The sequence below is a fragment of the cyanobacterium endosymbiont of Epithemia clementina EcSB genome, from assembly GCF_029919255.1.
In the GTDB taxonomy this organism is placed as follows: Bacteria; Cyanobacteriota; Cyanobacteriia; order Cyanobacteriales; family Microcystaceae; genus Rippkaea.
The window spans coordinates 2,076,926-2,088,747 of the sequence record NZ_CP123991.1; the positions used below are offsets into that span (position 1 = coordinate 2,076,926).

Below are 11,822 nucleotides of genomic sequence, written 5' to 3' on the forward strand. Positions count from 1 at the left end.
TTCTGTGCGATGAGTTTAACAGCTAATGAAAAACAGGAGCTGATGAGTTCCTACCAGGTCCATGAGACCGATACAGGTTCTCCTGATTTACAAGTTGCTTTACTAACGAAGCGAATCAGTCAATTAACCGGACATCTACAAAAAAATCCTAAGGATCATGCTTCTCGTCGAGGACTCCTAAAAATGATTGGTCGTCGTAGACGGTTGCTTGCCTACATCAATAGCAAAGATACAAACCGTTATCAAGCTCTCATTAAAAGCTTGGGAATCCGTCGCTAGATTAAGCTCTCTTTATGACTTATCAAGCATCTTCTAGAAGACTAAAGGACAAGAAGTATGTCCTTAAACTGTTCTAAAGACATACTTCATAACTTCTCATTGAACGACTTTCTTAAGTTTCAAAAAGACCTATAGCTTCTAAATCTGCCCAAAATTATTTACCCTTTGAACCTCGCCAAAAAAAGAGGAAATTTTTTGAAACTTCCTCAACTTAGGGGTCAACTTCTTCGCCAGATCTCTCACTAACTCTCCATAAAATTCAAAAGATGCCGGCTTCAAGGCAATTCCTGATAATGTCAGTCGACAGATAATGTGACGAACGGCTTTTCTTCTGAAATTCCCACAACTTTAGGAATTTCCTCATTTTAATTTTTTATTGGCTCGTCAGCTATAACCGGCTCGATATTCCCACCGTAGTTGTTGGTACAGTGAGTTTGGGGTTCTTTGGGTTAAGGGTCTTGGGATTGAGCTACGGCATCTTTATCGACTTCTTAGGGTAAACCATAGAGAATGGGTAGTTGGTGGCGATAGCAAGATTTGACCACGAATTTTGTTCGCACTGTCAATGCTTGGCGTGTGGAATATAGTTGTGTTTAAATTGATGCTAAAAGAGGTGGGTTTTGTATGATCGTTCAACGATAGAAGACTGTAACATATTTATAGTGTCGTAGTGATAACTGAGGTTATTAGGATTCTTTTGTCTTTAGCACGAAAGCATAAATGTACTTCGTGCGACGCGATAAATTTACTAAACTAACATTAATTCAAGCACCAAAAAGGAAATATTTACTGACACCTTGAGGAATACAGCAATGATCATTGTTATGAAATCAGGTTCTCCAGAAGCTGAAATTGAACGCATTATTGAAGAAGTCAAACAGCTCAACTTGACCCCGGAAAAAATTACAGGTGCTCAACAAGTTGTGATTGGCTTGGTGGGAGAAACAGCTACTCTTGAACTTTCTCGCATTGAAGAATTAAGTCTTTGGATTCAACAAGTGTTACGAGTCGGTAAACCTTTCAAACGGGCGAGTCTCGAATTTCGCCATGGCCATCATAGTGAAGTGTTGGTTAATACCCCTAATGGAGTAATAACCTTTGGTAAAAATCATCCTGTAGTGGTGGTTGCCGGTCCATGTTCTGTGGAAAATGAAGAAATGATCATCGGAACTGCTATGCAAGTTAAGGCTGCAGGAGCGAAGTTTTTGCGAGGAGGAGCTTATAAGCCTCGGACTTCTCCTTATGCCTTTCAAGGTCATGGAGAGAGCGCCCTAGGATTATTGGCAGCCGCGCGAGAAGCTAGTGGACTCGGAATCATTACCGAAGTTATGGACACTGCCGATGTGGATAAGGTAGCCGAAGTCGCTGATGTTGTGCAAGTTGGAGCTAGAAATATGCAGAACTTCGCTCTCCTAAAAAAAGTTGGTTCTCAGGATAAACCTGTGTTATTGAAGCGAGCAATGGCGGCTACTATCGATGATTGGTTAATGGCAGCTGAGTATGTTTTAGCAGCAGGAAATAGTAATATTATTCTCTGTGAACGAGGAATTCGTACTTTTGAGCATAAATATACCCGTAATACTTTAGACTTGTCAGCTATTCCGGTGTTACGGTCTTTAACCCATCTGCCGATAATGATTGATCCGAGTCATGGAACTGGAAAATCAGACTATGTGCCGTCCATGGCGGCTGCGGCAATCGCGGCCGGGACAGATTCTTTGATGATTGAAGTTCATCCTAACCCGGCTAAGGCTTTATCTGATGGTCCCCAATCTTTAACTCCAGAAAGATTTGACCGCTTGATGCAGGAGTTGTCCGTAATGGGCAATACAGTGGGTCGTTGGAATAAACCTAAAGTCGTTGTTGGCTAATAACTCAAATAACTCACGGATGAATTATCCATTTCTATGAAGGCAAAGTAGGGGCTAACGACCATCAGTCCCTACTTTGCCTTCAATTGAGAGTATAGTGTAGTGCCACTAAGAATCTCATCCGCTTATACAGTAAGGTAGTTTATCTAAAAATAGTTAAGTATTAAACACTTGAAATAAGTTGTAATATTCTAGAGGGATCTTCTAACTCTCCAATGATTCGCCTCACCGGTTCAGGCCAAACACGAATAAGAGTTGGTGTGGCTGAAATGTGATGAGTTTCGGCTTGGTCTAGGTGTTTAGAAATATCAATAACTTTAAGGGTATAAGGATGTTCTAATTCTTTTTCGAGCAACCTATGAATAATTTCTAAGGTTTGTTTTGTCGTGGTGCTATTTCCCGCTACAAAAAGACGCAAAATATATCCTTGATTAATTGTTGTATGATCTGTCTCATCTGATACAGAAAAAACTAACTGATGTTGGGACTCTTGGTTGCGATAATGGTCCCAAGACACAATCAAATCATGATTGTCCCACAGTTGAGGAAATTCGTCTCTATAGGTTTCTAAGATAATTGGGTTACAAGCTTCCTCTTGCCAGGTTGCTATCTGCCAAGTTAAGTCAGTCATTCCAAAGACGGAATTCAATAGGGGTTGATATCGTCTTAGGGGTGGATAAAGTTCAGCAACGGTTTTAACCTTGCCGTCTGTCTTAGAAAACCAACAATCAATGGTAGCTGTATAACCAGGAATTAAAAAATGAGGAGGTTCAGGTAAATACAATAATTCCTGCAAAGCTACACATAAATGAGAGTGCCATTTAACTTGCTTTGTGCGATCACAACAATAAATTAGATCTCCGCCGGGGGTGAAAAGGGCAATGCCTTTAAAAAATTCTATTGGAACGACAGGAGTCATCATAGAGTTAGAAGTTCCTGGGTCAAAATTGTTAAATTTTGACAACAAAGTAAAGATAAAGATGGTAGTAAACTATCAACTCTATTCTATCGAATAGATGATTTTGCATCCTCATCCTGTTGAGTAATACTCACTCAACATTTTAAGTCGTAACATTATGACTATTTTATTAGGAATGGAGGCGTCCTCTAAGGCTATATCTTCAGTGATTTGCCTTTCTTTATAGAGATTAAACAAAAACTAATTACTGGTAGTTATGCCATCATATCATCACCCCTTTATTAATTCTGTAATTTTGTCATGTTTACCTTAAATGATGTAGTTTTTGAAAGTTTCCGTATTGAGCAAAATATCATGGTGAACAGCTATACATTCTCAATGGATTTCTCCTACAGCTTCACAGAGTATCCCATAATCCTATTAATCGAAATTTGTTCCATCGATAAACTATTACACTATTGAGGAAACCCATTCTAGATGTATGGCAATTTTCTCCACCCTATTGCTGATAATCTAATCCCACTAGCTCTATATTTTCTTCTTTGAAAAACTTTTTGAGCTTTACTCAACTAAAATTTAAGATACCTTACTGCTACAACTTGAAGAACACTCTTAAACGGATAGACGACATTAGTTAATCAGAGTCCTATACTTTGGGTTCTGTTCATGGCGATCATTTTTAAACTTGTAATAGATATTCCACTTACTCAAGTATCTTCCTGGTTTCTTAGAAAATAACTGGTTTACATTAAGAAATATAAACACTTCATCAATTTTTTATTAATTTTTTTTTAAGTAACTTTTGAGTGAGTCAATTTTTTTTGTGGGAGATCGATCACTTAGAGTACAGATCAACTTCTATACTGATTCTGTCTGAATTAGAATATTGAGATTAATCGATATCAATTGTATATTTTGAAACTTCAAGATTGTTTTTCTGCAATAAATCTCAATACCTACCACATAAAACAACCTAAAAATGTAAATTTTCTTTTCAAGATGCTCATTTTTTCCCCAGTTTATCTATACTGAATCTCAAGCACTATATTTCAAAATAGTTTTACTAATTTACTCTGGAGGAAAGTCTTATGGAAATCACACAAAGGTCAAGTTTTGGGAGACATTATTCGTTAACTTTTGTTAAAAGTTTTTTGATATGGAGTTTTACTCTGACAGTTTGTTTGTTGGTGGTGGGATTTCCTTTGATTGTCTTAATGGCAACCGTGGGAGCATTAGGGTCGGTAATCCTACAGTCTGTGTTACCTGTTAGTGCAGTTTTACTGGTAGCTGGTTCTCTGATTGGAGCTAATCTATTAGCTATTCTTTTAGGAGCAGCTATCTTGACATTGAAAGGGGTTCATCCTCAAGAAGTCAGCTGGCTCAGATGGCTGCATGGCGAAGCCAGACCGTCTCATAGTTCAGTGTATGCTTCTTGTCCTTTAACCTGTAATGTCGTTGATTAAGGGTTAGAATCCTATCGGATAGTCTTTAGATAGTAATTAGCCTAACTGAACGTATTTGTCATACGTCAGTTAGGCCCGGCGGATACCGGTTTTTCTGTGTCTTTTTCAATATTCAATGTTTATTATCTTAACTATCATTACCGCGAGATAGCATGTCCTTATACCCTAAAGAAATACTCTTGGGGGGCAAGTTAATCTGTGTTTTAGCTCCTGGAGATTGTAAACGCACCTGCAATTCTCCTCGGGGTGTTACGCCAACGATTGTTCCCTTAATACCTTCAACTTCTACAGAATGCCCTAAGCTATCAAGCAATTCAAGATAGTTGTTTAATAAATGACCGCAGCCTTGCTCAAGATAGTATTGATAACCACTAAAAATTCCGGTGAGGGTAATAGCCGCAAGTTTTTCTAAACAGGAAATAGAACAAAACTCTTGAGTTTTACCCCAAGATTGTAAAGTAATTCCTATTGGGGGGACAGTGTTAGACCAATTGATTCCCACCCCAATCACTGCATGGGTAATATACCCATTACGGACACGGATTTCAGTTTTGATTCCCCCTAATTTCCGACCTTCGAGAATGAGATCATTCGGCCACTTTAATTTGACGGAGATCTGATGTTTCTGTAAAAGATCAGCAATACCCCAGGCACTCAATAGGGTCAGATGGAAAGCATTCTTAACCGAAATCTGTGGAGCAATAGCAACAGATAGATAAAGTCCCCCAGGAGGAGATTGCCAAGTACGTCCCCATTGTCCCCGTCCTGCAGTTTGCTCAGAGGCGATCACCACAATTGGCAGATTGTCTTCTAGCTTTAGAAATTCCCAAAGAATTTCATTGGTCGAAGGAATTTTTTTGAAGCAATAGAGATTCTGTGGTAAAAAATGGGAAGTACTTGATAGTTGGATGAGTTCTTTGTATAGTTTATCTTGATTGATAGCCATGGAATTGTCCAATCTCAATATAACAGTTCTAACTTCTGTAATTTGATAAAATTGACCCAAGATCAAAAATTGAGGTAATAGCTGTGGTGTCTTCCTTAAGAGGTGATCGCCAAACCCAAACCCCCACTTGGCAATGGCAACAATGGGATGGCCTCCCCTATTTAACTTGTACTTTGCTCCAAGATTGGAAACATGGCTTTTTAACCCAACAGTTTTACCCCCGTCTTCCTGAAGATTTAACAAAAGTTTTGCACCCAAAAGCAACAACCTATCGGGTTAAGCAGGTTCATGGCCGTCGGGTGTTAACTCCAAGAGAAATTGAGACACAAATGACAACAGGGACTCTAGAAGAGCCCTTTCCCTCTGCTGACGGATTAATCACTGATGATAGTAATCAAGCTATTTGGGTTGCTAGTGCTGATTGTACCCCCGTGTTAGTTGGAGATATTAAGACTCACCGAGTAGCAGCTATTCATGCAGGATGGCGAGGCACTGCACAGCGCATTGTTCCTGAAGCCATCGCTTGTTTTCAACATTTTGGGAGTACCTTAGAGCATCTCCGCATTGCCATGGGGCCAGCTATCTCAGGGAAAGTTTATCAAGTCTCGGAACAGGTAGCAGCCGAAGTGGGGTCAAGTCTATTCAAAAAAGAAGAAACAAACAGTCCCCAAGAAATTTTAGAAGCTTTACGCACTATGTTTAACTCTCCAATCTTACCTGATCCAAAACCTGGACGGGTGAGGCTAGATGTACGACGGGTTAACGAGTTGCAGTTATACAAATTAGGGGTTAGGAAAGACCAAATAGCGATCGCTCCTCATTGTACCTATCAAGAACCCGATGATTTCTTTTCCTATCGACGGACTAAACAAAAGAAGGTCCAATGGTCAGGAATTGTTTGTGGGGACTAGCTGAAATAATAAAATTGTGAAGACTTTCTGGTATTACTTCGTCTGTTGTAAAAGGCGAGTAAAAAAGATTTTAGTCACTTAAACCCTTCCACGACCTAACGCTAACCCCGTAACCAACATTCCTAAAACCAGAAATGGTTGTGCGCTAGATTGATATTTGACATCATTTTGCAGAGTATCTCTCAGAAAATACACATCTTGGAGGGTAATTTGAGGAATCACTAACAATAACAATATGGCCGCATAGAGGTTTTGATGGATATAGATTAGATAGCCAGCAACCCCGACTTGAAAGACATCAATCATAATCACACAAATCCAAGCTGCCGTATTTATTCCGAACATAACCGGGAGGGACTTTAACCCTAGCTGACGATCACCCTCGATACTCTTAAAATCATTAACGACCGCAATGCCCAAACCTACCAAACTATAGAACATGGTTAGGACCACAATTGTCCAATTTAACTCTCCGAATAAAGCGTGACCAGCCCACCAAGGTAAAGCGATGTAACTTGCACCAAGGGCATAATTTCCTAACCAGCCATTTTGTTTCAATTTTAAGGGAGGGGCTGAGTAGATATAAGCCACAAGTGCGCCTCCTAGGGTCAAAGAAAACATCGTGGGGAACTTATGACCTGCCCAGATATCTAAAGCGTATCCTAGGACTAATCCTACCCCTAATAACACTAAAATTTGAGTGACTACTTGAGGAACAGAAATTGCCCCTGACGGAATGGGACGATAGGGTTCATTAATGACATCGATTTCGCGGTCATAAAAATCATTGGTAGTTTGAGTGTAGCCAGCCATCAATGGTCCTGAAAGCAACATGCAAGTGGCTATTTTAAGGACGTTTTCAAGCGTCCAGACATATTTTCCTGACGAGGCTGCGCCACAGACTACGCCCCAAATCAGGGGAATCCAGGTGATCGGTTTCATCAATTGCAGTCGTAATTTCCAAATCGATGTTTCCCCGGGAGCTGCCCCCTTCATCCCTAGTAGTTGACGGGTGTTCTTCCTCTCATCTTCAGTATCAGATATAGAAAATTCAGACATAAGCAATTATGAATCAATACAATGGCATTTAATAATGAATTCACTAAGAAACTGACCATGGGCGTATCTGGAATACGCCCATGGAATTAGAAAGAAATAATCAAATAGTGATTTTGGAATTTTGCACCCCTAACAGGTTGTCCCCGTAAAGGCACAGGCAGGTCAATGTTTCGCCTTTGGTCTCCTGCTTCAATGGTAATTTCTGGCCCATATTGAGTCAGTTTAACTTGATTTTTATCGAATCCTGGTAAAAATACTCTAACTTCTCTAGAAACTGCATCGACCGTAATAGGTTGGGGGGGCATAGAATCAGCGAGAAAATCCGGTAAAGTATCCTGTAGAGATTGCAAATTTGTTCCTGTCAGTCTGGAAATAGATGTCACTGATAAAGGAGAGAATTCTTGGGACAGAGAATCACTAACTTGACCTTGATTAACCAAAACTCCTTTGACCATTAACCCCACCTGTTGAGCACAACCCCAATAATATTTGGTTTGAGCGATCGCTAATTCATCATCAGTGGTCACTAAATAGCTTACCACACGGCTAGGATCAGCCAAAGCCTTTTTCCATTTCCCTAAGATATCATTGGCGCGATTAGTAGGTCCTTGAGTAAGATCATCGGCCGTCCAAGAGACATTTAAGATTGCACTAGTGATTGGTTGAATAAAGGGGGAAAGTGTTTTCCCCACATCTGATTCTTTCAATACCTGAACAAATCGCCGTAGATACCAACTGAGAATTTCTGGAATTCCAAACATCCGTAGGGTACTTAGAGGGCTGTCACCGTCGTAGATAATAACATCGTACTTACCGCTTTGGTAATATTCCCATAGGGCATTGAGGGATAAAGCTCTATCCATCCCTGGCAAAATACCCAATTCTTGACCATAGACATTTTTCAGAGTCGGCGACCGTAAATATTGGGATTCTAATTCTTTAACTTTTTCCCATCCTTTCTCTAACAGCAAAGTTGAGGATAACTTAACCGCAGTCAAATTAGGCGATACTTCTGTTGGGGAAGCATTCACAGGGGTCTCAAGTAGAGTGCTCAAAGTCGGTCCAGGGTTTTGTCCCACCAAGAGAACCCGTGACCCTAATTTGGATAGTTTTTGGGCAGTTGCGATCGACACTGAACTTTGATGACTATCGCCTTTACCTAGAAAAGTCAAAATCAAAGTCATGGGAATTCCTAATTAATCTTTTTTGGTTATTCAACCGGTTTTAATTCATCTTCAAAGAACCAAACCGCAGTTTTATCAGTAAACTGAACAATTGCCCCAATGCCACTACCATCAGTCATTTTAAAGTCCTTAACGGTTCCTTGTTGACCTAGTTTATTAACGATATCTTTGGATACTCGATCCCGAAGACGGTAAACTTGAACTTTCTGCCCGATTTTCATGTTCACTTAATTTCAATCAAAGTAATGAAACATTTCTTAGTTTAGCCGAATCCGGCCCTATGTTCATCTTAAAAAATCAGTTAAAATCTAGGTGTCTACTAATAAACGACTCGACAAAGGTCTTGACATTGAATACAATACCCCTTTAAATCATGATTTATCATTCCGATTTCCATTATGAGCTTATCGGCACAAGCTAGCCCGAAATGGTTGCCTCTGAGGCAATATCTAGAGCTACTCCATATTTTAGTTGAACGCAATTTAAAAGGACGTTATCGAGGTTCGTTTTTAGGAGTCTATTGGTCGTTGCTCAACCCCTTGATCATGACAGGGCTTTATGCCGCAATTTTTGGGACGGCTTTTGCCAGATACTATAATAATTCTACCTTAAACTATGTTCTGGCAGCGTTTACAGGGCTGATTGTGATTAACTTTTTCTCGGCAGCTACCAATCAGGCTCTAGGCAGTGTGGTAGGAAATGGGCCTTTGCTTAATAAAATCAGACTTCCTATCTCTATTTTTCCTGTCTCAATGATTGTGGCTAATATCTTTCAATTTGTGATGGGTCCATTACCCTTATTAGCAATAGTCACTTTACTAATTAACAAAAATCCTATTAATGTGGTGGCGTTAGTATTTCCCCTAATTGCTTTAAGTCTAGTTTGTACGGGGGTCGGATTTTTAGTAAGTGCTTTATTTGTGTTCTTTCGAGATTTGCCTTATTTTTATGAGTTGATTTGTTTTGTACTTTGGATCAGCTCGCCCGTATTCTATCCGGCCGAAATCGTTCCCACTAAGGTGAAATCCTTTTTACTACTAAATCCCTTAATTCCTATTATTGAAAGTATTCGTCAAATTTCTTTATCAGGGACTTTGCCTGATTTGATGTTAATTGGGCATTCATTTCTCAATGGAATTATTCTTTTAATGCTAGGGTGGACTTGTTTTCGTGCCTGGCAAAACCAATTTATGGACTTGCTCTAGAAATTACATGACGGAAGTGATTAGACTCGATCAAGTTTCTTTATCCCGCAGAACCCAAGAGGAGTTCTCTTATGATTTGAAGAGAACTGTTCTGTCTTTTTTAGAAGGGAAGTATCGCCAACCCTCAAGAAAGTTGATTCTCGACCAAATTAGCTTAACAGTGAAAGTGGGGGAAAAAGTTGGCATTATTGGAGCTAATGGTTCGGGGAAATCCACCTTGCTCAAAGTTATCTGTGGTATTTTACAGCCGTCTACAGGGCAGGTCAGAGTTAAGGGAGAAATTGCTCCCTTAATTGAATTAGGAGCAGGCTTTGATGCGGAATTATCCGTAACTGATAATGTCATTCTTTATGGGGTCATGTTAGGTTTCTCTCGCAAAAATATGAAGAAGCGGGTCGCATCCATTTTAAACTTTGCTGAGTTAGAGGAATATGCCTGGGCTCCTGTCAAAGCCCTTTCATCAGGAATGACAGCTCGTTTGGGGTTTGCCATTGCTACTGATATTGAACCCGATGTGTTAATTCTTGATGAAGTCCTTTCAGTAGGAGATGAAAGCTTTAAGCACAAATGTCAAAGACGGATGGATAAATTATGGGGCCATCACACTACTATTTTGGTGGTTTCTCATGGATTGGAGTTTATTAAACAATCTTGTGATCGCGCTATTTGGTTAGATCGCGGTAAAATTCGCTTTGAGGGTGACACGGATGAGACAATTGATTGTTATCTAACGTCAGTTCAACAAAATCAAGAGATAGGATTATATCAATAACTATGAAAATATTAATCACTGGAGGCGCGGGTTATATTGGGTCGGTTCTGACCCCAACTTTATTGGCAAAAGGCTATGAAGTGACAGTTTTGGACAATTTTATGTTCCGCCAAAATAGCCTGGCTGATTGTTGTCAATACGATACATTTAATATAGTCCGTGGCGATTGTCGTGATGAATCTACCATCAAGGAGTTGCTTCGGGAGACGGATGTTATCATTCCTTTAGCTGCATTGGTAGGTGCACCTCTGTGTGGTCGAGATCAGGTAGGAACCAAAACCATTAATTATGAAGCGGTTAAACTAATCTGTGACTTAGCAAGTCCAGAACAACGCATTTTGATGCCTGTTACTAATAGCGGTTATGGTATTGGGACATCAGGTAAGTATTGCACTGAAGAATCTCCTTTGCGTCCTATTTCTCTCTATGGCACCACCAAAGTGGATGCAGAAAAGACAGTTTTAGAGAGGGGAAATAGTATCACTTTTCGTTTAGCTACAGTATTTGGGATGTCTCCTCGAATGCGAGTAGATCTCCTAGTTAATGATTTTGTTTACCGTGCTTTTTATGATCGTGCTGTAGTGATTTTCGAAGGGCATTTTAAGCGAAATTATATTCATATTCGGGATGTGGCTAAGGTGTTTATCCATGGAATTGAAAATTTTGAGTCGATGAAAGGCAAATCCTACAATGTGGGACTCGATGATGCTAACTTATCAAAGTTAGAGTTGTGCGCAGAAATCAAAAAATATATGCCCAAGTTTGTTTATTTAGAAGCTCCTATTGGGGAAGACCCTGACAAACGAGATTATATCGTTTCCAATGCTCGGATTCTTAATACTGGATTTGAAACAGATTGGTCTTTAGGACGCGGGATTAAAGAGTTAATTAAAGGTTATACAATTTTGCGAAACACTCTCTATTCTAACATTTAAAGCTTAAGCGGGAGTTATTATTAACTCCCTTTTTCATTTTTTAAATCAAGCTAAAAGAGTATAAATAATCTTAATCAATAAATATTGTTTAAACTAAAAGTTATTAGTATTATTGGTTAATAATTTGAGATTATAATGAAGGGTATTCGCTGCTTAGATTACATTGTGCGACTTCCGCGTTGTAATTTTTTCATTATTTTTTTAGTTATCTTCTTTTTAATTTATGAGTTTAAAATAGTTGAATAATTGTATAGCTTGATTAAAAGTTCTCTCATCTT

Annotated in this window: 13 protein-coding genes; 8 read left to right on the forward strand and 5 right to left on the reverse strand. The window is 39.4% G+C overall.

Annotated elements, in window-relative coordinates; all coding sequences use genetic code 11:
- Window positions 1–9 precede the first annotated feature (9 nt).
- From rpsO to aroF, 3 genes are all read left to right on the forward strand, one after another.
- Window positions 10–279 carry a 30S ribosomal protein S15 gene (gene rpsO, locus P3F56_RS06835; protein ID WP_281153753.1) on the forward strand — a complete coding sequence of 90 codons (270 nt, stop codon included), beginning with the start codon at window positions 10–12 and terminating at the stop codon, window positions 277–279.
- A gap of 404 nt (window positions 280–683) precedes the next feature.
- Window positions 684–779, forward strand: a complete 96-nt coding sequence (locus P3F56_RS06840) for a photosystem II biosynthesis protein (RefSeq protein WP_281153754.1) — start codon at window positions 684–686, stop codon at window positions 777–779.
- 312 nt (window positions 780–1,091) lie between these two features.
- Window positions 1,092–2,150: a 3-deoxy-7-phosphoheptulonate synthase gene (gene aroF, locus P3F56_RS06845; protein ID WP_281152158.1), complete on the forward strand. Its 1,059-nt coding sequence runs from the start codon at window positions 1,092–1,094 to the stop codon at window positions 2,148–2,150.
- Between the two features lie 163 nt (window positions 2,151–2,313).
- On the opposite strand, the gene P3F56_RS06850 is transcribed toward aroF, so the two are convergent.
- Window positions 2,314–3,072 carry a circadian clock KaiB family protein gene (locus P3F56_RS06850; protein ID WP_281152159.1) on the reverse strand — a complete coding sequence of 253 codons (759 nt, stop codon included), beginning with the start codon at window positions 3,070–3,072 and terminating at the stop codon, window positions 2,314–2,316.
- A 1,085-nt stretch (window positions 3,073–4,157) separates the two neighbouring features.
- Between P3F56_RS06850 and P3F56_RS06855 the strand changes: the two genes are divergently transcribed.
- The gene (locus P3F56_RS06855) at window positions 4,158–4,532 is read left to right on the forward strand and encodes a hypothetical protein (RefSeq protein WP_281152160.1); all 375 of its coding nucleotides are present in this window, start codon (window positions 4,158–4,160) and stop codon (window positions 4,530–4,532) included.
- Window positions 4,533–4,659: 127 nt separating this feature from the next.
- On the opposite strand, the gene P3F56_RS06860 is transcribed toward P3F56_RS06855, so the two are convergent.
- Window positions 4,660–5,478: a biotin--[acetyl-CoA-carboxylase] ligase gene (locus tag P3F56_RS06860; protein ID WP_281152161.1), complete on the reverse strand. Its 819-nt coding sequence runs from the start codon at window positions 5,476–5,478 to the stop codon at window positions 4,660–4,662.
- An 83-nt stretch (window positions 5,479–5,561) separates the two neighbouring features.
- Here P3F56_RS06860 and pgeF point away from each other — a divergent pair, with 83 nt between their 5' ends.
- Window positions 5,562–6,389 (forward strand): peptidoglycan editing factor PgeF, encoded by an 828-nt coding sequence (gene pgeF, locus P3F56_RS06865; RefSeq protein ID WP_281152162.1) that lies wholly within the window; start codon window positions 5,562–5,564, stop codon window positions 6,387–6,389.
- Window positions 6,390–6,467: 78 nt separating this feature from the next.
- Here pgeF and chlG read toward each other — a convergent pair whose 3' ends face one another.
- From chlG to petP, 3 genes are all read right to left on the reverse strand, one after another.
- On the reverse strand, window positions 6,468–7,448 hold the full coding sequence (gene chlG, locus P3F56_RS06870) for a chlorophyll synthase ChlG (protein WP_281152163.1): 981 nt from the start codon (window positions 7,446–7,448) through the stop codon (window positions 6,468–6,470).
- Between the two features lie 86 nt (window positions 7,449–7,534).
- Window positions 7,535–8,632, reverse strand: coding sequence for a Get3/ArsA fold putative tail anchor-mediating ATPase NosAFP (locus P3F56_RS06875; RefSeq protein ID WP_281152164.1), 1,098 nt, complete (start codon window positions 8,630–8,632; stop codon window positions 7,535–7,537).
- Window positions 8,633–8,658: 26 nt separating this feature from the next.
- Complete coding sequence (petP, locus tag P3F56_RS06880; protein ID WP_281152165.1) at window positions 8,659–8,853, reverse strand: cytochrome b6f subunit PetP; 195 nt, start codon at window positions 8,851–8,853, stop codon at window positions 8,659–8,661.
- Window positions 8,854–9,030: 177 nt separating this feature from the next.
- Here petP and P3F56_RS06885 point away from each other — a divergent pair, with 177 nt between their 5' ends.
- From P3F56_RS06885 to P3F56_RS06895, 3 genes are read left to right on the forward strand one after another with little or no spacing between them, the layout of a single operon-like run.
- A complete protein-coding gene (locus P3F56_RS06885) occupies window positions 9,031–9,837 on the forward strand; it encodes an ABC transporter permease (RefSeq protein WP_281152166.1) in 807 nt (268 codons plus the stop codon).
- Between the two features lie 7 nt (window positions 9,838–9,844).
- Window positions 9,845–10,609 carry an ABC transporter ATP-binding protein gene (locus P3F56_RS06890; protein ID WP_281152167.1) on the forward strand — a complete coding sequence of 255 codons (765 nt, stop codon included), beginning with the start codon at window positions 9,845–9,847 and terminating at the stop codon, window positions 10,607–10,609.
- 2 nt (window positions 10,610–10,611) lie between these two features.
- Window positions 10,612–11,544: an NAD-dependent epimerase/dehydratase family protein gene (locus P3F56_RS06895; protein ID WP_281152168.1), complete on the forward strand. Its 933-nt coding sequence runs from the start codon at window positions 10,612–10,614 to the stop codon at window positions 11,542–11,544.
- Window positions 11,545–11,822 lie beyond the last annotated feature (278 nt).

Coding starts and splice junctions, on each gene's coding strand:
- rpsO (WP_281153753.1), top strand. CDS start 10: ATGAGTTTAACAGCTAATGAAAAACAGGAGCTGATGAGTTCCTACCAG.
- chlG (WP_281152163.1), bottom strand. CDS start 7,448: ATGTCTGAATTTTCTATATCTGATACTGAAGATGAGAGGAAGAACACC.
- P3F56_RS06855 (WP_281152160.1), top strand. CDS start 4,158: ATGGAAATCACACAAAGGTCAAGTTTTGGGAGACATTATTCGTTAACT.
- P3F56_RS06860 (WP_281152161.1), bottom strand. CDS start 5,478: ATGGCTATCAATCAAGATAAACTATACAAAGAACTCATCCAACTATCA.
- P3F56_RS06895 (WP_281152168.1), top strand. CDS start 10,612: ATGAAAATATTAATCACTGGAGGCGCGGGTTATATTGGGTCGGTTCTG.
- petP (WP_281152165.1), bottom strand. CDS start 8,853: ATGAAAATCGGGCAGAAAGTTCAAGTTTACCGTCTTCGGGATCGAGTA.
- P3F56_RS06875 (WP_281152164.1), bottom strand. CDS start 8,632: ATGACTTTGATTTTGACTTTTCTAGGTAAAGGCGATAGTCATCAAAGT.
- aroF (WP_281152158.1), top strand. CDS start 1,092: ATGATCATTGTTATGAAATCAGGTTCTCCAGAAGCTGAAATTGAACGC.
- P3F56_RS06850 (WP_281152159.1), bottom strand. CDS start 3,072: ATGATGACTCCTGTCGTTCCAATAGAATTTTTTAAAGGCATTGCCCTT.
- P3F56_RS06890 (WP_281152167.1), top strand. CDS start 9,845: ATGACGGAAGTGATTAGACTCGATCAAGTTTCTTTATCCCGCAGAACC.
- P3F56_RS06885 (WP_281152166.1), top strand. CDS start 9,031: ATGAGCTTATCGGCACAAGCTAGCCCGAAATGGTTGCCTCTGAGGCAA.